This is a genomic window from Alcaligenes faecalis, assembly GCF_005311025.1.
GTDB lineage: Bacteria > Pseudomonadota > Gammaproteobacteria > Burkholderiales > Burkholderiaceae_B > Alcaligenes > Alcaligenes phenolicus.
This window is the reverse complement of record NZ_CP031747.1, coordinates 2,074,619-2,097,314: the sequence shown is the minus strand read 5'-3', so window position 1 is coordinate 2,097,314 and position 22,696 is coordinate 2,074,619. Positions and strand designations below refer to the sequence as shown.

Here is a 22,696-nt window from a genome sequence, read left to right as displayed (position 1 = left end):
ACGGTGATGAGGCTTGCTCTTACTTCAGCGGCCCGTAAAAAATAAAAAACGCGCCGGCACCAATCAGTGTGAAGCCAAGCAGGTGATTCAGCGTAAAGCTCTCTTTCAGATACAACACCGAGAACACCACGAACACCAGCAAGGTAATGACTTCCTGCATGGTCTTTAGCTGCGCGGCACTGTAGACGGTGTGCCCCAAACGGTTGGCCGGCACCGCCAGGCAGTACTCCACCAAAGCAATGCCCCAGCTGATCAGAACGACTTTCAGCAAGGGGCTATTGGGATATTTCAGGTGCCCATACCAGGCAATGGTCATGAACACATTGGAGACGACCAACATCAAGATGGGAAGGATCTTAGCCATTCTGGACACGAAAATAAAAAGCGGCCTGCACCGCGACCCGGCCAGTGTAGCGTCACATTTGAGCAGCGCCTATGGGGATAATCAGGCAGCAGAAAGACGGGGCATCAAGCAAGGGCTATCTGTCCACAACTTTCAAAAAATCCACCTCAATCTCGGGAGGATGCTTGGAACTGGTATCGACCTCGCCAATCAGCTCCACCCTGGTTTTCTCATCCAGAGTCTGACCCGCAAAATGCTTGGCCTTGATCTCCGCCACGATTTCCCCGCTGCCATCAGAGAACAGAAACTTGTCGTGGGCCGTTTGACGTAGCAAATGACCTTGCACCCGCACGTCCTGATCATCGACAGGATTTTTCAGGATCTCCGCAACCGTCGTTTGACCAATCTCCGACGGGCCCGTGTACTGGGCATGGGCAGGAAACGACAACGCGCTTGATAACAAAGCCAGCGCCACGGCCGAGCGCAATTTAACGTAAGCAGACATAATGACTCCTGTTGTTCATGGCTTGAAACTTAACCATAACAGCAGATATCATCAGCGTTCTTATTAAAATGGCGGTGTTGGGCTTGCCTTGTTACCAAGCGCGACATCACACCATCACTGCACCATGCCCCTTCTTGAGAACTTAGGCCCCCGCATCTGCATTCTTGGCCCATCCAATAGCGGTAAATCCACCCTGGCTGACGCGATCGCACGCAAGCTGGCCATCCCGGCCGTGCATCTGGATCAGCTCTACCACCTGCCGCATAGCAACTGGGTGCCCCGCCCCGAAGCCGATTTTGTTGCGCTTCACCAGGCAGCTATTGCGCAAGAACAATGGGTGATGGAAGGCAACTACACGCGCCACCTGGCCCCACGTCTGGCTCGCGCTACAGGTTTCATCGTGCTAGAGGTCTCCACCGCTACCAGCCTGCTGCGCTACTTCCGGCGCACCCTGTTTGAGCGCAACCGTCGTGGAGCCCTGGAAGGCGGTAAAGATAGTGTGAAATGGCAAATGATCCGCCATATCGCCATCGTGACCCCGCCCAATCGCCACAAGTACTTGAGCATTTTCGAGGCAAGCACCTTGCCTAAAGTCAGACTAGGCAGCCCTCGCGACCTGAAACTGTTTTATCAAACCGAAGGCCTGCAACGCTAAGCGCACGAAGCGCTAACTCCTTGGGCTGTTTCCATCCGTGGCGCCCTATTTCCTCAAGGCCAACACATACCCCTGCAAACCGCTTAAAGCGCTCCGGTATCCATCAGCAACTCCTGCCATCTCTGTATATCGCTCTGCGCACAGGCCGACCACGTCGCGCAGCTGGCTGGCAATTCGGGCGTTTGCATCCAGCGCATGTCCGGCTCGGGCAGCCTGAGCGGCGACACGATCATTGGCGGCGGCGAGCTTGCTGCGCAAGCCGTCAAGATCGGCGCGAGCAGCCACAGCAACACGCTGGGCCGCACCCAGCTGCATTTGATAAGTGACTCGAACATCCTCGACCTCCTTTTGTAATCGTTGCTCCATCAAGCGCGCACGAACCTCGGCCTGCAACTGTGCCGCCCTGGTCTGCGCCTGGGCCAGCTCATAGCCTTTGCGATACTGCTCCTGACCATAAAGCGCCCCCCATAAAAAAAGGGCTGCCAGAACAGCAGCCCCTACTAATGCAGACTTGATAGACATAACTGCCTCTCGGCCTGACGCCGCCGCTCCAGCCCCCGCAGTTTGCGGCCACCAGCATAGACCCAACGATCCAGCTCCTGACATGCTCCGGCTATATCCCGAGCCCGTAGCTTGCGCAGCAAGGTCGAATTGGCATAGGCCCCGGCCCCCACGTTGTAAACAAAGCTGCTCAGCGCCACACGTACCTCATCCGGCAAGGGATAGCTAACGGAGCGATCCACCACACTCAAAGCGCGACGAACCTCCTGCTCCGTCAAGGCGTCGCAACGCTGCGGACTGGCCATATCACCCAGCTTGACTCCTTGTGTGTAGCCGTCGCAGATAGTCGGAATGCCGACGGGGTCCACATAGGCGATCAAAGAGCGCCCCTCCCAGGCGGCAACCAAAGCAATCGCCGCCGAGACTACCCCTGCACCCAGCTTAGTCTTCAGATCCATGCTTCCACTCCTTGAGCTGGCGCCAGGCGCGCTGGATCCCGCCCACAATCCGCGCGGCCGCACGAGTAAAGTCCGGCAGCTTGGTCACAATCAAAATCACCACATAAGCCGCCCATAAAGTCAGCACAAAATCCTGCATCGTCCAACCATAAATAAGCAGGGCCGAGCCGGTGCTTATGGGTAGGTGAGCGGCGTCGTTATTCAGCACAGGCCCTTCTCCTTATTTAAATTTGCCCTGTCTGCTGCATCCCTTTTATGGGTGCAGCAGACATAAAAAAACCCGCTCAAGCGGGCCGGGGAGCAATTTTCAAGAAGTAATGGTAAGTCTACGCAGACCACTCAAACTGATCCACTTCGGCTTTGCTATTTGCTTGCTGAACCTGCTCAGCCAACAGCGCATTACGCTGCATCAGACTCACAATGCGTGCCTTGGCCTCTCGACCCAATTGCTGAATCTGCTCAGCCGTATGCATACGCATAGCCCAATCGCCGGCGTGGTTCGCGCACCAAAATGGTGTAGACCAGTTAGCGGCAAGACCAGACAACAATGAATCAGCCAAACTACTGGCCAGATTCAATTGATCAGTTTCATTACTAGGGTATCGGTGAAGCTCACCCAAAACCTCGGACTCAAAGCCGTCCTTGATAGCCGCCCGGCAAGCTGCCGACAAAGCGGTAATCTTGCTTTCCTTATACGTCTGCAGTTGAGCTGCTGCCGTCACGACCTTACTACTATCAATATTGATCTGCATCGGTTTCCTCCTTTACTTCAAATTCAGGGTTTGTTTCAAAGTCAGCTTCAGGAGGCAACTCTGGGGCGGGCGCTGGCGATGGACATTGCTCAGGTAAAGCAACCAAGCCGTCCTCACTGATCACGACCGGCTCAGGAAAGCATGCTGCCGGATCTGTTTGATCCGCCGCGATATGAAAAAGCAGTTGATCAATCTCGACGCTGTCAGCATGACGGGTAACTGAGGCCTGCTTCAATAAGGGATGCTCGATTGCGCCGGCTGGCAGAACATCGCCAGGGGACATAAAGGACAAATCAAGCTCTTCCTGGTTAATTTTTAGAATGGTGCCCGAACGCTCCAGACTGATCTTTTGGACCATATCCACAGGGACCTGGGGGCATAGTTTGATGATGAAATTCATTATTTCCACACTCCAATTGCTACATAGTCAACTGCGGCACTTGTGCCAGTATCCACAATGCCGGCAGTGTCGCGAATAAAGAAACTACCCGCCCCTGAACCCATCCCCATTTGAGGCACGGCATAATATCCAGAGCCGTCAGACAGGGGCTGGATCACCGTGGTGGGAGGCGCTATAAACGCCATGGGATAAGAGATCACTGGACTGGAAGGCTTCCAGCCATTACCACTGAATGTGACTTGCCCACGACAAATTTGAGTGCCATTGGCAAGCCGTATCCAATTGCCATTTGAATTTGACCCCGACTGCACAACCGATCCACCTGCCACATCACCCACAATATTCTTGTCGTGAACCAACTTGCAGGCTGGGCGGTATTCCCTCTTGCCCGAGACCCCACCATTTAAATAAAAGTTATCGGAGTAAGGATCGGTAGAAAGGCGCAGCCCCGCATTCATATTGCTGCCGTAGGGCATATCAAGAAAGAAAGAACCACCACCCCACGTTACCGCCCGTGTTTGGTAGTACCAGCCAAATGGATTGGAACTATCCCTGCCATTGGATGGGGTGGTTGTAGCACCACCTAATCCAAATTCACCGACATTCAAGGTGCTCAGCCAGGCTCGATATGTTCCGGACCGGCGCCCTCGGTGAACCACACCACCATCGGAGGAGACATAAATTTGGGCTCCCACCGTACCGGTCTGACGATGCCATACAACACCAGGCGCTGTGGTCGGTCTGTCGGTAATCGCCGTGCTTACGTAATACATGCCTGCCGGGACATCTACATCGTCAAGCGATGCCGTGGGCCAATGATCATATGAGTTTGCCGCCCCAAAACTACCCAAGCCGAATGCTCGACCATTAGTAAGAATTTTCCAGGCTGTCGGATCGTTAGGAGCAGCTTGCAAATCTGTCTTTTTTAAAACCGAATCCCACTCCCATTCAGTTTGGGAAAGCAGAAGTAGCGACGCGACGCGATCTGCCAACTCCTTGACGTAACCCTGCATGGGAGCCAAAGCATAGGCCTGCCCACTGGCAGACGCACCACGATAAACCTGCGTCAGCGTTAACGATGTGTCTGACGCAATATTCTTTACTTCATAAAGCTGCCCATCAGGTGCCACAAATGCCTCACCCTGACGCGCCCCAGAGAGCCACTTTGTTCCGGTTCCGGTGACCGTGGCATTGTTTGCGGCGACCTTGACGGTCCCGGCGGTATACCAAGCCATTGCTATCCTCCTATGTATCGTATGCTTGCCACCTGGCTACAAACAATCAGCAAAAAAAACCCGCATGTGCGGGAATTATTAGAACTAGGCACTACTGTCGTAGCCTCAAACGTCATGCTTTCCACCTTCCGATAGCGATGACAAAAAAATCGGCCCAGTTATCGTTCTCAACTGAACCGGTCACTTTTCTGAAAATCACTCCTGTATTTTGGATCTCCAAAATTGGCGCTGCCGCAAATCCGCCATTGTCCCCTCCACCACTGACAGCAACGACAGGTCTGGATATGAATGCCAAGGGATAGTGCCAAGGTTTGGCATTCCATCCGTTGCCAGGGAAATTTTGATTGCCGTAGCAAATTTGGGTGCCATCTGCAAATCTCAGCCATTGACCACTTGCATTGCTCCCACTCTGCACGACGGACCCACCAGCAACATCCCCAACAATATTTTTATCGTGAACAAGTTTGCAGGCATTGCGGAACGTCTTTTGACCAGATACCGCACCATTCATATAAAAGTTATCGGTATAGGGGTCCGTCGAAATACGCAGACCAGAGTTAAAGGAGGTTGTGTTATAGGCCAGGTCTAGGAAAAACCCCCCGCCCCCCCAAGCCGGTTTAGCTCCAGATCGGTAATACCACCCAGTCTTTTGGGCGTCCCATGAGGTTGGGTTAGCTTGAGCACCACCAAATCCGTATTCACCTACATACATGGCCTCGCGCCAAGTGTGATAAGCACCAGCACGCCGACCGCGCCAACCTAATCTGTTACTGGAGCTGACCGCCACTTGCCCCCCGGCTGTGCCCGCCTGCCTATGAAATAAAACCCCAGCGTTGTATCCGGTCACATTAGGGTCAAAGGGCAATTTCGACGCATCACCAACTAGGGGACCATAGTAGTAGGATCCCGCCCCCACACCCAGCGCATTCAGATCTGCTGCTGGAAATATGTCTAAATTGGCGTCTGCGCCCGAGCGGCCCACGCCATACTGCCCCACTGTCATAAGCTCTTTCCAGGCATTGGGCTTAGCGTTATTGACTGTGCGTATGTAGAACTTGTCTTGAACCGGCGATGCATACAATAGACCGTAATACGTACCGCCCCACCCAAACTTGAAGTAGCTTGATCCGGAGCTGGTGCCATCAGGTTTACCCACATCGCTTGAGCCCGATCGGTAAATCCCATTAATGGGGTTTTTCAGAATGTCTTGGTCTGCAACCGCTCCCGAATTACCTCCAAAACCCCAGTCTGCATTGCGCATCACGCGCCCTGGGACAGGATCGATCGTTGATGTGGCCAGAGTACCCTTGGCGGCGCTCCCCATATCCGACAGTGCGGGCAGCAATTCTGCTGCACGATCTGCCAACTCTTTGACATAGCCTTGCATGGGGGCCAAAGCATAAGGCTGACCTGTAGCCGTAGCACCGCGATAAGGCTTAGTCAGCGTCAAGGAGGTATCCGACGCAATATTCAACACCTCATACAGTCGACCGTCAGGGGCAACAAAGGCCTCGCCCTGCCGGGCACCTGCCAGCCACTTCGTGCCGGTGCCCGTCACAGTGCTGCTATTTACGGTGACTTTTACAGTCCCCAAGTCATACCAAGCCATTCCATACTCCTTGCTGACAGTGATGCCCCTCAGCCGCTACTTGGGCACATACTAAAAACGGCGCACCAGAATGCTGAGTGTTCATTATTCGTACTCCATAAAAAAAGCCGCTATTCAAGCGGCTGGATACTCGACAGGATCACAATCCTGTAAAGCCGGAGATGGCTCCTCGGCAAATCGCAAACTTACAAAACGGTCGGGAAGGATATCAAGGGCTTTGCCATTGATCGCTGGTCCAGTACTGTAATCAGGCTCATAGGTACGAATCGTCAGTGTTTGGTCCTGCTCGCACTCTTCGTAGTCCAAGGTGAAATACACATTGCCATTTCGATCTTTCGGGGTTTCGATATACCAGCCGTCACGACTCAGTAGCGGTACCTGGCGCAAGAGATAGTGGCCAGCTCCAAGGCGCTCAAACTTGGCTGCGGCAATTTCAGGATGCATGGTCTTCTCAATGCCCGTACTACCAAGCTGAATGACAGGGGATGCCTTTTTAATAAAGCCATTGCTGTCGACCATCGTATTTCGATGCGTCAAGAGTTCCTGCCATGGCTTGGCAACCCGGTTCTGGACGTTTCGAATCCAGAGCTTGTCGCTTATTGGAGAGGCATATAGCAAGCTATAGTAGGCTCCACTCCAGCCAAATTTAATGTAGCCAGCACCGGTATTGTTGTCAGGGGCTTCCGTATTGCCCGAACCAGATCGATAAAAACCGTTGACTGTGTTGTTAAGAATATTAGGATCAGCCGCGATTGAGCTGCCAACACCAAACCCCCAGTCACCAATGCGTGCGACTCGCCCTGCAGTCGCGTCCTGGTTGGAGTCTGTCAGAGTTGCTTTGGCTGCCGTGCCCAGATCAGCCAAGACGGGCAACAGTCCTGCTGCTCGGTCAGCCAGCTCTTTGACATACCCCTGCATCGGCGCAAGTGCATATTTCTGAGCGGTGCCTGTGGCACCTAAATAAGGTTTGGCCAGGGTCAACGAAGTATCAGAAGCAATATTCGCTACCTCGTATAGCCGACCATCCGGGGCTACGAATGCCTCACCTTGTCGAGCACCTGACAGCCACTGTGTCCCGGTTCCTGTAACAGTCGCACGATTTACCTTGACTTCAACTGTTCCTATGTCATACCAGGCCATGGCTCTCCCTTTGCGTGTTCAATGCTTTGTTCTGGGCTTTCCTGACTCGTGGCGGCCACTTGGACTCCGGCAGCCAAAATAGCTACTAATCCACGAATCATCCCAGCCGCCAGCTCAGGCGTAATACGGTTTCCCATATTGCTCTCAAAGAGCTGAGAAATTGAGTGCTGTAGATTCACTTGTCACTCCTTCAGTTTTTCTTGAATTCTGTCTTTACCGATTCGCAGTGCTCAATCCATTTCACCGTTTCCTCTGGTAACGCTATACCTTGCATCCTTAACGCTTGTGCCATCTTGAAAATAGCATCCAGCTGATCAGACTTCTCCATATAAGATTTCCTGCGCAACGGCGCATAGGGTTCACAATGCTTGAGCTTCAAGGACAAACTCCTTATCAAGATAAGGCCAGGCAATGACCTTAATGGTGTACATTCCCGGTTGATCAAACTCCAGCTCGGCACTGACACTTTCCCAAGCGTAAGTCCTGGTTGTATTGATCACGATCTCGCAGGGCTGTGGCAAATGATGCAATGTATTGCCATCCAAATAGGTCTCTTGAGGCGGACGATCCTGCAAGCCCTGCTCAGTCACGAATTGACGACTTGGATCAGCATGACCACGGATCAGCTTAAGAGAGCCTTGATTGACTTGGAAAAACTCTTCATTCTCCGTAAAAACACCGGTGATTCGACCATTTTTATCGTGTGTATAGAAATTTCTTATATCCATTAGTTATCTCTGAATAAGCAGGTAATCCAAAGTGAGACTAAAGGGGCCACCAACCAATTGCGACTTGGAGCTAGGGGTTTCAAAAGAAACTCTACTCGAGTACACAGTGACATTAACTTTCGCGTAAGGATCGATGAGACCAAGATCTACCCATCCAGACAGCCCTCCAAAATCGTAGGTATATGTACTTCCCCAATCCATCCCACCTGGCACGATGTGTTCAATCACAAGACTGCCCACAAAAATTTTGAACTTAAAATAGACCCGATCGCTGTTGTAATAGTTGTAGTTATACGTGTATTGAAACTTCAATTTCAAAGCGATCAAACCTGGAACAGCATTAGTGAGTCGATAGCTTGGGAAGGTAGTCTCTCCGCGACTATAGCCCTCTGTATAGTGTGATCCCAACTTGGTAATCGCCCCCGGCTTCAAGTTCAAAGTATCGATTGTTGCGGTACCAATCTTGGCACTTGTAATGGACGCATTGGCCAACTTGGCTTCCGTAATCTGGGCATCCACAATTTTGGCAGTTGTAATTGCCGCATCAGCAATTTTGGCTGTACCAATAGATGCATTGCCGATTAAGGCCGTATTCAGGATACTGGCGCCTCCTTGTACAGAAAATACACTGGTAGGATTCCCGTTAGCCGCATGCATCACCGCAAACCGATCCGCCAAAACAGCAAAGGTCGACTGCATGACGCCAGATTCATTGGTCAAATCCAAACCAACACCGGAGACATACTTCACCCCACTCTGGTTTGCCTGCAGCTTCACGCCCCAGCTGGAAGCAATCTTCCCATCCAGCTCCGTCAAAGAACGCGCAACCTGCTCAACAGCCGCCGAATTACTGCCGATACCTGTTTCCAGCGTCGTAATAGACTCAGCCAACGCACGATTCTCGTCAGCCTGGACATTCTTGAACTCAGCCAAAGACGCCCGGATTTGGGTTTGCTCTTTCTGAGTATCAAACTGATTCAGCACTCGTTCCAGGTCAGCATCCTCACCCGCCTGTTGACGTTTGATTTCTGCATTCAACACCAGCTGACTGGTAGCCAAGGCTTCTTGCTGGCCCTCTACGCTAGTTACCCGAGAGTTGGTTTCGTTCAAGGCCCCCGCTGTAGCTGCCAAACCCGTCTTGGGATCATGGACGGTATTTTGTAGTGCCGTGATATCCCGACCTTGAGAGGTGATTGTGTTCCCTTGCTGAGTCACCTTCCCACTCAACACACTCACAGATTCAGCGGTCGCAATTTCTGCTGGATCAATATCATCGCGCTGCGTTACAGCTGTGACGCGATAACCCTGGATATCCGCCCACCCAGCAGTGTTGATATAATTAATCGCAAAACCAAAACGGACGCCGGTAAACCCGTCAGCAACCACAGTTGCATTCGGTTTATAGACAAAGTTCACAAGGTGCCACTCACCATCAGCAGGTACTTGGGAGGTCACATCCATTGAACTGTAGTTCGTCTGCAAACCTGAATCAGCGTCAGTTGTCTTGCGATATTTCGCGGTAAACCGCATCGTGCCATCAGAATCGGGGGATCGACGCATCCAGGCCCGCAACCTGTATCGCCCTGTGATGGGTACAGTCACTCGGTTGAAGTTGAAATTGCGAGTCGTTGTCTCCCAGCGGAAAACAGTATTCGCAACCTTGCCATCAGCAACTTTTACAAAGTACGGACTTAGATCCCCACCTGACGCAGAGTAGTAGCTATACCAACTTCCCGGATCTGCCATCATGTAGTCTGGTAGCAAAGAATCACTATCCAAACCAGCCGTCAAACGAGCATCAATTTTTGTGATGCTATCGCTCTGCGCACTGACATCCTGCTCTGTCGCCGTTACACGATTGCTCAAGGCCTGTACCGCACTGGCATCCGCTTTCTGATTTGCAGTAGCCTGCGCCGCATCAGCTGCAGCTTTTGCAGCCACCGCAGCGGCTGCCGCGTCCGTTGCCGCTTTATCCGTTACGGCCACCCAGGCACTGCCATTCCAGCGCTTGGGAGTATTGGCATTGTTTTTTGTGTCGATCCACAGATTTTGTGCCAGGCGCTTGGCAGCCGCAGGAGCTGCTGCTGCAAAGATCACCTCCCCTTTTGCCCCAGCGGCAGTGGCGGCAGCCGCTGCCGCATCTTGCGCCGCAACGGCTTTGGCATCGGCGCTGTTCACGCTGGTCGTCAACTGCGTGATACTGCTTGCTTGTGCATCAAGCTTGCCCTCGGTCGCCGTCACACGGGTACCCAAGGAATTAACGGCCGTTGCCAAGCCACGCTGCGCGGCATCCAGACCATCTACCTTGCTGGCCAGCGCCGTGGTGGAGTCAGACAAGGAGCGCAGGCCACCCTCCAGTTGCTCAACCTGAGTGCGCATGGATTGCACGGAGGAAGCCAAGGCACCAAGGCCCGTTGCCGGATCATTCACCTGGCCTGCGACCGTATTGATCTGCTGAGCATTAGCCTGGATCCGGCCTTCTGCACTCTCTACTCGGCTGATCGTCTCCTGCGACTGGACCGCCAGAGCAGCAAGACCATCAGTGATCGAGGCGAAGTCTCCGATCAACACCCAATACGCCGCATCCGTTATCTTCTTGCCTGCCGGCACAGCCTTTTTAGCGCGGTACATCTTGTCATTGGCAAAGACGACAGCACCTACTGCATAGGTTTTTTTCGAATCCCATTTATCAGCAAGAAGCAGCTCTTGCACTTGGCCATTGACCTCATCAACCCGTTGATTCAGCTCACCGAGCTCAAGAGTCAGATCTCCCACGGAGTCGCGGATTTTGGGGATGTCGCGGATGTTACCCATCAGCAGCTCGCCCAAGCCGCCCTCCACAATGGATGGGGTGATCAGCTCGTTATAGTCACTGGCCGATGTAGAAGGCACACCCCGAATGCCGGGTTTTGACTCTGCCGGAAACCACGGTCCTTGAGTCCCGTTTTTATCAATCAGACGTGCCCAGAAGAAATGCTGAGCCGTCACCGCCAAACCTGTTTGCTCGAATGAGTCCGTCGGATACGCAAAACCACCGGCACTCAGCGAATCTGCAAAGCTTTGTGTCGAGCTATACCTGATCTCGGTGCGCTCAATGATGTTCGGATCCGCTGGAAAACTCCATTTGACTTGTATACCCCAAGGAATGGAGCTGGTCCTCAGGTCGGTCACAGGCAAAGGCGCAGACAGCTTGCCAGACAACTCTGTCAGATCTGAATTTCCCCACAGGCTGGACACATCCAGGACGTTAATCGCGCGTACACGCGCACGATACGCACCGGCATAGATGTTAGGAACCTCAACACTGGTGGAGCCCGTACGCGGGACTACAACCCACTCGGAATTATCCCGACGCCACTGCACCTCATAGGCGACAGCATTGGGAACGGCATCCCAGGAAATCACCGCATTATGTCGGGCCTGCCCCTGATCAATGACATGATAAGAGGTGATTGAAACATTACCCGGAATGCTCTGAACAGGCGGGGGAACAACGCTAACCGGTGGAGTTTCCACGCGGGTTTCATAGTCGATCGCGGCATGTTTGCCATCCACATACTGGACAGCTTTAATTGTATATTTCAGGCCGTCCCCTTCCGACAAACTAACTACTCGGTACTTCTGAGTCGACAATTCAGCCGAGCTGATAGACCAAGCCGACTCTGGCTCAGGAGTCTGACTAAACGGTGAGTCAACCAGCAGGACTTGTCCTTCTATTTCTTCACCATCCTCAACAACCACAAGGCGAGACTGAGAAACACCATTCGGTAATACGACCGTCAAACGATCACCCGATACGACTCGAACAGAAGCATCCAGTGTCACTTCAACATCAGTTGCTGCTTGAATCAAACCACCAATACGACGCCCAGCCAAATGTGAATCGGCAATTTCAATAATTTGCCCTGGCTGAGCCAAATTACCTGACAAACCCACCGCAAAAGTAACTGCCTCAGTTTCCATACGGGAGGTAAACAAAGCACTCCGTCCCATACGTTGGGCCTGACCTTGAGACGTACACCCAAATGCTGTTAGCTCAACTTGTCTTACGCCGTAGCGGACCATGCCTTCCGGGTCTTCAACAACCTCCACCTTGGCCCGCCCCATATCAGTCTCATCATTCCAGGAGACCAAAGCAACAGTGTGACGAGTCGCCAAACTGGATCCGACATAATTGAACACGCCATCAATTACGTTGGCATTCGAGTAGGTATAGACCGGATCCCGTGGCATATCGGCTACTGCTTGCACCGACCCTTGAGCGTAATAAGCAATCCCACGAAAAACCGATGCCAAATCCTGTAAGACTTTCCATGCTTCCGCTTTATCCTGCAAATACACATTGCAGGAGAAGCGGGGCTCGGTACCACCTTTTCCGTCGGGCACCTGCTCATCACAATATTGTGCAATTTGATAAAGAGACCACTTATCCAACCAAGCTGCGGGCAGAAGACGCCCCAAGCCATCACATGCATTCGTGGCCAGGTCATAGAAGATCCAGGCAGGGTTGTCTGTCCAGGAAACTTTAAAAGTACCATCCCAGCTCCCGGAGTAAGTATGTGTCCACGCATCATAGTTGCTAGGTACTCGTACCACCCGTAAGTACAAATCAAAGGCACGCGAAGGAATACTCTGAAACTGCTTGGCATTCACACGCAGACCAACACAAGCCGACATCGGACGACGCAACTTGGCATCAGTGACCTCTGTAATGGAATCAACGTATGTAACGTCACTCACCGTAGAGTTGTTGGCATTAACGGTAGTCCGACGCACGCGCAGCATCCAACCTACCTGCGCACGTGGCAAATCAATGCGATGAGAACGTGCATATTGCTGGGTTGTCTTACCGTCGAAGGCAGCTCGTAGCACTTCTTCAAAAGCTGAGTTATCGGTAGACAACTCAATCACATACTCAACACGATAGCCAGATATGTCACCGGTTGTAGCGGATTGCTGTTTCAGACCACGCACCGACAACCCAACTCGTACAGCCGAGATATGTATGTTCTGGATAGATCGTGTGAATGGCTGGTCTGAACGTAGCTCTACATTCACCGCCGAACTAGCTTCCACAGCCGGGAAACCAGGAATGTACCGTTGGTCCTGTGTACCCGCACGGAACTCCAATTGAACATCTGTAAAATTCAGGCTGCCATCGTCATTCTCAATAGGCGTTTTGTCCAGGTATACAGAGCGCAAAGGGCTGCTACTGTTTGCAAACCCATGAATAGGACCAGCGCTGACCAGATCGATAATCGAGGCATAAGCAATACTGTGCAGATTATCCTGGTCCTCAACCGGTGTACGAGTCGAGCCACCGCCCCCCTTCCCGCCCTTGTGACCTTTGACGCTGTAGCCCCCAGAAACAGGAACGGCGCCCGCAGGCGCCGCAATGTTGTAATCAAGAAGTCTCATCACATCTGATCCTCTGAATAAATCCCAGCTGAAACTACAGCACTACCTACTATTTTTCGCCCATACCCTAGCGGAACAGGGTTCCCCTGGGCCGTCGTATTAATTGGACCATTAAAGTTGTAGGACGCTTTATTCTCTGCTTGATCCGCTGTTCCTAACCCCACCTGCATAGGCATGATCATTTGAAATACCCCGCCCAGGGTCATGCCAGCACCAGCAGCCATCAACCCATATCCAAGCACAGGATGACCACCGACAACCAAAGCACCAACAATGACTAAGCTCACACCCAGTATTGTTTGAAAAAGCCCCCCTCGTTTCGAGCCTCGAATCACGGGCGCAATCCGTATTTCTTCCTGGCCTACGGGTGCTTCCAACGCTTCCTCGTTGATATTCGTTGTGGATAGAAAGCATGCATAAGAGATGCCTCGGTCCCCCGAGGTCAGTAGTTCTCGCTCAAAACCAGGCAATAACACACACAAAGCCCGCACACCTTCTGCCAGAGAATTAACTGCCAAATGATGAACCCGACCAAAACGGGTACCGAGCTTGCCATACAACCGTATCGTGCGTAGCTCTTGACTCACCGATGCTGTGGCCATCACAACAACTCCTTATGTCGAATAATCTTGCGAGTAATCTGTGCCCAATAACCGCCGTAAGGGACTCGTTCAGATAAGTAACCATAGGCATGGTGCAGCATTGCATCGGGCACAGGGTGTAAATGCGAGGCTTCAGCCAAGGAAGAGGCCCCCAAATACACCCCCGCATGATTAACCCGATCGCTACGCAGCTGCATAAGGATCACATCACCAGTTTTGGGACCATCCTCAACTTCTACAAAACCAGCTTTGGCAAAGTTATCAAGATACAGTTCTTCATCCCCCTCCCACCAACCATCCTCACGTTCAAAGTCTGGCAAAACCACTGCCCGTTCACGACGATAAAAATCCCGCACCAGGGTGTAGCAATCTAGTACCCCGTGATAAAACTGACGACCAATCAGAGGGGCCTGATAACCTTCTGGGCGGAAGGACTCCATCTCGCGTACCTGAGGAGTACCTGCACCTGGCATCACTGAAACAATCAACCACTCCAAAGGTTTTACATATTCAGCCATTGCCTCGCATGCCACACGATCCGCCTGGCTGGGCGCAGCCGACATATTCGGATGTGAGTGCACAAAAGCGATCAACTCACCTTGCTCCTGGGCTTGCACCCAATCCTCCGGACGAGTTATGAAAAAATTTTCAGGCTCGCTAGCCACATTCACTCCGGGCACATAAATTTCCTTGCGTCCTTTAGCCACCACAAAACCCACTGCCTCACGTGGATACTCAGCCAAGGCGTGCGCATTAATCGCTTCTATGGTTTTTTTATTCATATGACACCCATAAAAAAAACCGCCTATAGCGGTCATCCAATACATCGCAATCGTTAACGGAGGCGATCAGCCGCCGGTTCACCACCAAATGAAATCTCTGCTTCCTCAGGTTGACAGTTCTGAACACTAGCCCACCGCAACTGGCAACTACGGACAAAACCAGGACAACGATCTAAAGCAGGGTCCTGCACTGGCTGATCATTCTTATCAAACATGGCTGAACCTGTGTAACCACAATAAGGCCCACGATAGCCACCGATACGCGTCCAAGAGCAATACGTCATAATTTGGCGTCCTGGCAATCGCTGCCCCTGGAAATCCAACGGGCTGGATAACTCAAACTCTACCGCTTCGGCATTACTGGCAGACCTCTGCTCAATCAGCCACACCTCAAGAGGAAAAGACTGCGTAGGATCTGCCCCAGGATTACCCTCCGGGAAATTAGCCTCATCAAGATATTTCACTAAGGTACGATGCCGAATAAATCGTGTACCAACTAAATCCCCATACATCCGGCACAAGGCGGAAATCACCCCTGGCACAGGCTTGCCCTGAGCATCCACACCAATGTTTCCCACCTGCACTTTAGGAGTCGCTTGGCGCCCTTCACCTGCGCGTTTAAATCCTGTCGCTTGAATAGCCCATGGCTCATACCTTTTTCCTTGCCACCAAATCGGTGTATCTTGCGAATAGCCATGAAAACGAAACGTGCCAGCACCAATTTCTTCAGCATCAAGCTCAAACAACTCCACGATGGCACCAGGCTCCAACTTTTGTAGATCTGCAGTAATCGTCATGGTTGAAACCCCTTCTCAAAAGTTGCGGACAGTCGCCAAACATCGGCGCCTTGATGTTCCTGCGAATAGGCACCACAAGTGGTAACAATCGCCGTGCTCTGCCCAGGTGGGGTCCAAAGAAAAGAGCACCATCCAGCATGTTCATCCAAAAACTCTGTGATCTCATCAATACGCTGCTGTCGCCCCAAAAACACCAAAGACCACTTGGCGTCTTTGGAGTTCATCCCTTTGCCCACCCGTTGTACATAACCATCACCCAGCTTGGCTGACAAAACCTGGAACTCAACCTCTTGCACCATATTTTGCTGTTCCGCCGCCCAAGTAAATGTATTCATCATGCATACCCTTGTTGTTGATTCCACAGTAAGCCGCCTTGCCGCATTTCACTGGCCAGCACTTTCTGAACTTGCCCGGCAATCAATTCACCTAGTTGCCTGGCATCTGCCTGACTGCCACCACTAGTCTGCATTTGGGCTGAACCATTACTAGAAATATTCACCTCGACATTAATTGGAGCTGACTGTGCGCCCCCTGCAGAAGTCTTGTTAGCTCTTTGAAGATAAGAAGTGAGATCATTATTTTGTCTAGAACTAAGCACCCGCTCACCTTTATCCAGCAACCAGGTGCCCTCACGCGGTATCTGGTCAAGACCGTCATGAGCCATCCCGCTCAAAGAAGTAGCCGCAATCATAGCGACCGAGGCGTAGCCCATCCCGCGAATCCACGGCGCTATTGCCAGTCCCTTTCCACCTGGAATCGCCATAGCCTGGGTGTAAGCGACTTCTGTATTAATAATTGCTTGGGCAATGCTAGCGGCCTTATTGGCATAAAAAAGAACCTTATAAGCTGTCGATCCCTCTTGCCCCAACGCTTTCAGCATTTGCATAGCATCACTAGTCACAGTCGAAAAACTAGATAATGTCGCTGACCGCCATGCTTCAGATAGAATCGACTGCTGCTCGTTGTAACGCGTATTTATTTCCAAAATAGCTGCAGCATGTTCCTCCTCCATACCTTCCAAGGTCTCAAAGTACGCAGCCTTTTCTGCCAACTCTTTTGCACGCCACTCATCCAGTGCAGCCTCACCTCGTGTGACATTCAATAACTCTCCAATCCCCCCTCCCAATGTACTGGTAGGCTCATTGAACTGAGGTGCTACAGAGATGCTGCTTTGCACCAGCTTTTGTATTGCATTGGAATATTCATCGGCAGACAATCCCGCCTCATTCAAAACACGGACTCTATTTTTAAAAGTATCCGTACTGCGCTCTTCCTCTGTGCTCAACTCCAACATAAGCGACTTATATGCGTCCTGGGCTACTTTTGCCTGCTCAAAAGCCTCTTTAGTTTCGAACAACGCATTTGCGAGCCCCATCTCCTTCTCTGAGGCTCCTGAAAGTCGCAGCTGATAGTTAAACATCTCACGCTCAGACATCCCGAGCACTGCTACCTGATCCTGCAACCCCTGAACTAACGGATTCACTCCCTTCTTTTGCTGACTTCCCATATCAGCCCCAGCAGCGTTGCGAGCAGCCTCTTCCGCACGCTCAACAGCTTCTAACATCTCGATCTTCTCAAGGGCTCGCTTGTGCTCTTCATCACTCATTTTCCCAAGCAGACCCTTTTCCAGATCATATCGAAGCAATGCAGCATTACTAGCTTTACCAGTGAGTGCAATCTGACGATCTATCTGGGATTCAAACTTCACAAAGTCCTCCGATGCTTGTTCCACACCAGCACTGATAGGAGCACTGAGCAACTCTGTAATCTTTTCAAACTTTAATCGCAAGCCCTCCGCCCGCGTCATCGCTACTTCGTACGTCTCAAAAAGATCCCTACTCTGGCGACTCAACTGCTCATATAGAGGCGAACTCTTATCTGGCATCGCATGCATCTGCGAGCCCAAACTCTGAAGCTGAATCTTGTAAAAAGCTATGTCCTTCCCTAAACCAACCAGTTCTTCTCCGATTTTCCACTTGGTATTCTCAAGTGCAGCCCTTCCCATTTTATTGAGTGACACACTAAGCAAATCGACCGAGCCACGGAAACTATTTGCACTTTTCTCTGCAGTATTTGCATTATTACTAAAGAGCAAAAACGACCCAGCTGCGAGTGCTGCTGTAACACCAAGCCCTACCGGCCCCCCCAACACGCCCAGCAATGCTCTACCAGTACTTACACTGGTTGATTGCACGGCTACCAAGCGCTTTGTGGCAGCCTCGTCCGCCAGCTTTGCTGTTGCCACCTGCGCATGGGTCGTAGTCAACCCAAGATTCGCTTGTGCGCTTGTCAAAGCCGCAGCCGCAGCTTGTGCTTCCGCTCTGGCAGCAGCAAGCGTAGCAGCAGCCTTGGTATGGCTCGCCACAGTGGCACTCACAGTTGCCGCAACAGCACCAATCGTCCGCGACGTATAGACCCCCAGTGCACCCAGGGCCACAGTCCCCAGAACATCTGCAAACGACTCAAAATTCTGGGAAATGAAGTTGATTCCCGAAGCCAACAATGTCGTTGCTTGCAAGGAGTTATTCGTATTGCCTACGTACTCGCTAAATGCCGAGTTCAAGTTTGTCAGCGCGCCACTGACTGTCTTGGGCATCAACTCCAGTTGCTGCAAGGCAGGGATATAAGAAGATGCCAACCCTTGAGCCAACATCTGGGCAGACATCTGCCCACTCCTGCCCAACTGATCAATCTCTGCCGTCGTTTTCCCTGTGCTGTCGGCCATATGGGAAATCAGGGAATCAACAGTACCAGTAATCTGCGCCCAGTCACTGGCATTAACTGCACCGGTACGAAACGAATTGGCAAACGCCTCCATGGCGACTGCGCCGCTATCTGCACTAGCCCCATTCGTTGCCAACAGTCCAGAAAAAGCCCCTACTGCATCCATGCTTTGATCAAAACCAAGACCGATCTCCCGCAAAGCCGGGGAAAGTGCGATGAATGCTTCACGTGTTTCATCAATAGGGCGGGATGTCGCCTGAGCAAGCTGCGCCACCCGTGCCTGGGCCTGGTCGTACTCGCCTAAAGACTGCGTCGCAACCGCCATGCGCTCGGCATAGCTATCCCACTGCTCGGCCATCTCAATCAAATCCATGGCCGAAAAACTACTTAAGGCAGACTTCAACACTCGGTCCATCACAGCGGCTGAGGCAGCACTTGAGAGGGTCGCATGACTGACGCCTGCCATACTGCCATTGACTCGATCCGACATGGCCGCAACACGAATGCCAGCCGCCTCCATTGCATTTAGGGCAAGCGTCAGATCTTTGGCACCTTGCTCCGCCGACCGAGTATCGAGCGTAATAGTCAATCGAGACTCTTGCGCCATTCAAATTCTCCAGATAAAAAAAACCCTGCCAAAGCAGGGAAAACCGCACATAGACGCTGATTCAAATCTCAGGACCTGAACCCTATCAAAACAATTGGGCCAGCCAGGTAAACGTGCAACCCCAGCTGGCCCACCTCCTGCTCCCACCACCAGGCAATCAACTGCGTTCCAAGCGATCAAGCTCAAACACAGCCATATCCAACTCTTGCCGGGGCAGTGGGGTTCCGTATGCCTGGACCACGGCGCTTATGTTCTCGGTAGAAAGGGGCAATGGCACCGCCCCGCCCATTCCGACAATCACACTTCGACAACGGTCTGCAGCACAATAAACACGGATGACATGATCCGTAATGGGATCACTGGGAGGTTCATCCGGGATCTGAGCACCGAGAGTCGAATGAATCAGCTTGCGCTTTTCATTTTGCCCGGCCCACTCTTTTTCCCACTGGAACCGGGCGAGGACTTTTCCACGGTTTCCTGGGCCTCCTTCTTCGCATTGGCCGCAACATGGGCCGCTGTCGCAATCACCCAGACAAAAAGGTCTGTGTTCTCTGACAACAACTTGGTCGCATTCTCGGGCGAATAAGGAATGACATTGCCCGCTTCATCAAGGACCTCACCCTTCCAGTCCTTGACGATATACGTGCTCAACAACTGGCACTGAACATCGTGCTCGCGGACATCGTTACTTGAAACACGAATAGCCGCCAGTGAATGCCCTGCATCTTCCCGTGCAATCAAGCGGCGAGCTCGCTCCAAGGCTATTTGATAAGCCTCGGTATCAAGCGCCGCAATCTTGAAAGACACGTCCTCGTCATAATCCTCCCACCGCTCCTGACTCAGCACCGATTCCAGGCGATTAATCTTCAAAGCCATGCCATCACTCCTTAAGGTGCAGGCGCAGCAACAGGACTACGCGTCAGCACAGGGGTTTGCTTGGCCACAGTGAAGTTCAGCTCCACTTTCAGAATGTCGCCCTTGGCACCGTTAGGCAGGTCACCATCGACCTCAATGGCGGGCAGATCGATCTCGTACTTGTTGCCAAGGGAGTCGGTGATCGGGAAGGAAATGGCGATCGGGGTGCGTTTGAACTGGTTCTTCCACAGCTCCCAAGCCTTCTGGGACCAAGCCAGGGTCACTGTGCCGGTGATGGCTGCTGCGGTCTCAATCAGGGCGCCGGGGCCCAAGCGCTCGGCACCAAAGCAGCGTTGGGTCTGCAACTGATTGTCGATGTTCAGGGTCAGGCCCGATACGCAAGCCTGACCAGCCAAAGACACACCATTGGCTTTCACATCGCCCACGCTGATCGAGGACATGAAAGGTGTTTGGCTGGGCTCGGCCGGATCGGTGGCAAAGGGAGTTTCCTTGTCTTCGTAATCCAGGCAAGACATGGTGAAGGTTACGGTGGCTTTGCCTTCTTCAGGCACTTCCAGGGCAAAGGTGCTGACATGTGCACCCTTGAACAGCGCGTAGACATCCACGTCACGATAGGCTTTGGCCAGGCTGAAGGTGCTGCGGGTCTCGCCCACGCTCAGCTTGCTCTCTTTCCACTCGCCGTAGAAGGCAGCGGCCAGCAGCTCGTCAAAGGTGCCGTAGGACAGTTCGCCCGTGATGTCGCCACCAATATCAATACTGGTCACGATCGAACCCTGACCAATACGCGAATCGGTGATTTCTTCGGACTCCTCTTTGTTCAGGGTAGGAGTCAGTGTGTTGCCGGTAACGCGCAGCGTCTGCCAGCCCGAACCGGGGGTTACACCGGGAACGGTTTCTTTAACCAGGTAGCTAGTAACTTTAGCGCCAGAACTCATAATGCATCTCTCCTGTATGCAGGCAAAAAAAAACCGACGCGAGGTCGGCACAAAAAAACAGGTAAAAAATCAACCGGCCCGAAACGGGACGGTCAGGTTGATCTGGTAAAACTCTTCGCGTTGTGGCCGTTTTTGCGGGTCATCCGCTGCCACGTCGACCTGGCTCAGGCCCAGGCATTCCAACTCTCCTTCAGACCAGAAGGAAAAGTGTTCATCTACGGCATCGCTCAGGCGATCCAGCTCCTGACGGCCCTGACCCAAACGATCAAAACACTCGATCAGAATCTCGCCCAATTTGCGGGTGTAGGGTCTCGCACCCATGCCCGAGATTTCCGAATCGGTATTCTTGATCAGCAAACGGCACCAGACGCCCGTATCCGGCGGGGTAAAGACTGCATGGGCATTGGGATACTCGATGCGCTCCTGAGCAATCCCGGTCAATGCCACCATGTGATCAATAATGGCTTTACTGATCTGTTCAAAGTTCATCTTGTGTAGTTCTCCTGAACGGTCCTGGCCATCTGCTTGACGGCCAATCGACGACTGTGCGTGGGTTGCTGTGACCAGGCATAAAAAAACCCCGCAGCAATTTCTTGCTCGGGGTTGTTTCGTTTGCATTGGACGCAACTTTGCACGCCCATTATTGCAATTAGCCTTGCAGATTCATAGCGGACCATGTTGCAGACTGCAACGCCAGGCGTAAAAGGCAGAGGTTTCACCCTCTTTGATCTTGTCCACCTGACCTGAATCCTGCAATTGCGCCAGCACACGCTTGACCCCTTCGCGCATGGCGTTGCGTTGGGCCGTGGACAGCTCCATGCCTTTGCTGACGTGCCGCACAATCTGGATCATGCGGAACTCTCGTCCCGGATAGGCCGCTAACAGGTCTATGACTTCGGCTGCATACTTCACCGCAAAATCTCCTTCTCGACTGTGATTCTGAAATCCATCAAATGGCGGCGGTAGTCTTCATCCCGAAGGACCGCGCCAGTCACCTTTTTGATCCACAAACGGGCTGTGGCCTGGCGTTCGCTGGCGGTCAAATGACCGTACTGAGCGTTCTTGCGCGGGTACTCGGCCTGGATGACCATGGCTTGGTAATGCGGCAGGCGCTGGTAGAGGGCGTCAACCGCCAAAGCGTGGTCTTGATGTATGGGCCGAAAGTCCTCTTGCCAGGGAACGTAGCGTTCCATATTGCCCACGGTCTGCCCGGACCAGCACCAACGGGCCCAATTCCAGAGCAAATCGTCGCCGCTCAGACCCTGCTTTTTTTCTGCTTTGATTGTCATGTGGGTTCCTCCTTCAAGCCCGATGAACGGTGATGCCGTGCATCCGGGTCAGCAAAATTCGTTTGATGCTTTGGAACAGGCTTTCTGGATCGCCGCTTAGCTGCACAATGCGATCGCCGCTGCTGTTGTCCGTGTAGGCAAAATCCGCGATATAGCAAATCCTGCCGGCAGGTATCAGGTGGCTGAAAAGCCGTGGCACCAGACTCCAGGATGGCTGCTGTACCAAATGCCTGATCTGGCCGCTCCGCTGCAAAGCCAGCAGTGCTCTGTAGCGATGGGCAGTTGCTCCGGTGATCGCCTGATGCACCTCTTGATGAAGTCGTGTTGTCAGATCCATGGC

The 22,696-nt window shown here is 52.5% G+C and carries 25 protein-coding genes; 1 reads left to right on the top strand and 24 read right to left on the bottom strand.

Annotated elements, in window-relative coordinates; translation table 11 throughout:
- Positions 1-19: 19 nt before the first annotated feature.
- Both D0C27_RS09605 and D0C27_RS09600 read right to left on the bottom strand, forming a co-directional pair.
- Entirely contained in the window at positions 20-364 is a 345-nt protein-coding gene (locus D0C27_RS09605) for a DMT family protein (protein ID WP_021446759.1), read from the bottom strand.
- 115 nt (positions 365-479) lie between these two features.
- Positions 480-848 (bottom strand): YgiW/YdeI family stress tolerance OB fold protein, encoded by a 369-nt coding sequence (locus D0C27_RS09600; protein ID WP_137430863.1) that lies wholly within the window; start codon positions 846-848, stop codon positions 480-482.
- Between the two features lie 124 nt (positions 849-972).
- Between D0C27_RS09600 and D0C27_RS09595 the strand changes: the two genes are divergently transcribed.
- On the top strand, positions 973-1,503 hold the full coding sequence (locus D0C27_RS09595) for a hypothetical protein (protein ID WP_009459867.1): 531 nt from the start codon (positions 973-975) through the stop codon (positions 1,501-1,503).
- Positions 1,504-1,548: 45 nt separating this feature from the next.
- On the opposite strand, the gene D0C27_RS09590 is transcribed toward D0C27_RS09595, so the two are convergent.
- The 22 genes from D0C27_RS09590 to D0C27_RS09485 all read right to left on the bottom strand — a co-directional run bounded on the left by D0C27_RS09590 (position 1,549) and on the right by D0C27_RS09485 (position 22,693).
- Positions 1,549-2,025: a DUF2514 family protein gene (locus D0C27_RS09590; RefSeq protein ID WP_170978562.1), complete on the bottom strand. Its 477-nt coding sequence runs from the start codon at positions 2,023-2,025 to the stop codon at positions 1,549-1,551.
- Positions 2,004-2,462 carry a lysozyme gene (locus D0C27_RS09585; protein ID WP_137430861.1) on the bottom strand — a complete coding sequence of 153 codons (459 nt, stop codon included), beginning with the start codon at positions 2,460-2,462 and terminating at the stop codon, positions 2,004-2,006. Before D0C27_RS09585 ends, D0C27_RS09590 begins: the two co-directional genes overlap by 22 nt.
- Positions 2,446-2,670, bottom strand: coding sequence for a twin-arginine translocase TatA/TatE family subunit (locus D0C27_RS09580; protein WP_009459872.1), 225 nt, complete (start codon positions 2,668-2,670; stop codon positions 2,446-2,448). Before D0C27_RS09580 ends, D0C27_RS09585 begins: the two co-directional genes overlap by 17 nt.
- A gap of 118 nt (positions 2,671-2,788) precedes the next feature.
- Positions 2,789-3,214 (bottom strand): hypothetical protein, encoded by a 426-nt coding sequence (locus D0C27_RS09575; protein WP_137430860.1) that lies wholly within the window; start codon positions 3,212-3,214, stop codon positions 2,789-2,791.
- Positions 3,198-3,614 (bottom strand): hypothetical protein, encoded by a 417-nt coding sequence (locus D0C27_RS09570; protein ID WP_137430859.1) that lies wholly within the window; start codon positions 3,612-3,614, stop codon positions 3,198-3,200. Before D0C27_RS09570 ends, D0C27_RS09575 begins: the two co-directional genes overlap by 17 nt.
- Positions 3,614-4,849 carry a phage tail protein gene (locus tag D0C27_RS09565; protein ID WP_137430858.1) on the bottom strand — a complete coding sequence of 412 codons (1,236 nt, stop codon included), beginning with the start codon at positions 4,847-4,849 and terminating at the stop codon, positions 3,614-3,616. Before D0C27_RS09565 ends, D0C27_RS09570 begins: the two co-directional genes overlap by 1 nt.
- 112 nt (positions 4,850-4,961) lie before the next feature.
- Positions 4,962-6,458, bottom strand: coding sequence for a hypothetical protein (locus D0C27_RS09560; protein WP_137430857.1), 1,497 nt, complete (start codon positions 6,456-6,458; stop codon positions 4,962-4,964).
- Between the two features lie 114 nt (positions 6,459-6,572).
- Complete coding sequence (locus D0C27_RS19515) at positions 6,573-7,598, bottom strand: hypothetical protein (RefSeq protein ID WP_240688343.1); 1,026 nt, start codon at positions 7,596-7,598, stop codon at positions 6,573-6,575.
- A gap of 190 nt (positions 7,599-7,788) precedes the next feature.
- The gene (locus D0C27_RS19275; RefSeq protein WP_170978561.1) at positions 7,789-7,926 is read right to left on the bottom strand and encodes a hypothetical protein; all 138 of its coding nucleotides are present in this window, start codon (positions 7,924-7,926) and stop codon (positions 7,789-7,791) included.
- Between the two features lie 31 nt (positions 7,927-7,957).
- Positions 7,958-8,326, bottom strand: coding sequence for a hypothetical protein (locus tag D0C27_RS09550; RefSeq protein WP_137430856.1), 369 nt, complete (start codon positions 8,324-8,326; stop codon positions 7,958-7,960).
- A 3-nt stretch (positions 8,327-8,329) separates the two neighbouring features.
- Complete coding sequence (locus D0C27_RS09545; protein WP_137430855.1) at positions 8,330-13,744, bottom strand: phage tail protein; 5,415 nt, start codon at positions 13,742-13,744, stop codon at positions 8,330-8,332.
- Positions 13,744-14,346 carry a tail assembly protein gene (locus D0C27_RS09540; protein ID WP_230940607.1) on the bottom strand — a complete coding sequence of 201 codons (603 nt, stop codon included), beginning with the start codon at positions 14,344-14,346 and terminating at the stop codon, positions 13,744-13,746. Before D0C27_RS09540 ends, D0C27_RS09545 begins: the two co-directional genes overlap by 1 nt.
- On the bottom strand, positions 14,346-15,128 hold the full coding sequence (locus tag D0C27_RS09535; protein ID WP_021446763.1) for a C40 family peptidase: 783 nt from the start codon (positions 15,126-15,128) through the stop codon (positions 14,346-14,348). The genes D0C27_RS09540 and D0C27_RS09535 overlap by 1 nt, the downstream gene beginning before the upstream one ends.
- A gap of 53 nt (positions 15,129-15,181) precedes the next feature.
- Positions 15,182-15,925: a phage minor tail protein L gene (locus D0C27_RS09530; protein WP_060186037.1), complete on the bottom strand. Its 744-nt coding sequence runs from the start codon at positions 15,923-15,925 to the stop codon at positions 15,182-15,184.
- Positions 15,922-16,263 carry a phage tail protein gene (locus D0C27_RS09525; RefSeq protein WP_022983190.1) on the bottom strand — a complete coding sequence of 114 codons (342 nt, stop codon included), beginning with the start codon at positions 16,261-16,263 and terminating at the stop codon, positions 15,922-15,924. The genes D0C27_RS09530 and D0C27_RS09525 overlap by 4 nt, the downstream gene beginning before the upstream one ends.
- Complete coding sequence (locus tag D0C27_RS09520) at positions 16,260-19,256, bottom strand: tape measure protein (RefSeq protein WP_060186038.1); 2,997 nt, start codon at positions 19,254-19,256, stop codon at positions 16,260-16,262. Before D0C27_RS09520 ends, D0C27_RS09525 begins: the two co-directional genes overlap by 4 nt.
- A 402-nt stretch (positions 19,257-19,658) precedes the next feature.
- The gene (locus D0C27_RS09510) at positions 19,659-20,132 is read right to left on the bottom strand and encodes a hypothetical protein (RefSeq protein WP_009459896.1); all 474 of its coding nucleotides are present in this window, start codon (positions 20,130-20,132) and stop codon (positions 19,659-19,661) included.
- Between the two features lie 11 nt (positions 20,133-20,143).
- A complete protein-coding gene (locus D0C27_RS09505) occupies positions 20,144-21,067 on the bottom strand; it encodes a phage tail tube protein (RefSeq protein ID WP_137430854.1) in 924 nt (307 codons plus the stop codon).
- Between the two features lie 69 nt (positions 21,068-21,136).
- Positions 21,137-21,556, bottom strand: coding sequence for a phage tail terminator-like protein (locus D0C27_RS09500; RefSeq protein WP_137430853.1), 420 nt, complete (start codon positions 21,554-21,556; stop codon positions 21,137-21,139).
- 174 nt (positions 21,557-21,730) lie between these two features.
- The gene (locus tag D0C27_RS09495) at positions 21,731-21,979 is read right to left on the bottom strand and encodes a hypothetical protein (RefSeq protein WP_137430852.1); all 249 of its coding nucleotides are present in this window, start codon (positions 21,977-21,979) and stop codon (positions 21,731-21,733) included.
- Positions 21,976-22,356 (bottom strand): hypothetical protein, encoded by a 381-nt coding sequence (locus D0C27_RS09490; RefSeq protein ID WP_021446766.1) that lies wholly within the window; start codon positions 22,354-22,356, stop codon positions 21,976-21,978. Before D0C27_RS09490 ends, D0C27_RS09495 begins: the two co-directional genes overlap by 4 nt.
- A gap of 13 nt (positions 22,357-22,369) precedes the next feature.
- Entirely contained in the window at positions 22,370-22,693 is a 324-nt protein-coding gene (locus tag D0C27_RS09485) for a hypothetical protein (protein ID WP_137430851.1), read from the bottom strand.
- Between the last annotated feature and the right edge of the window lie 3 nt (positions 22,694-22,696).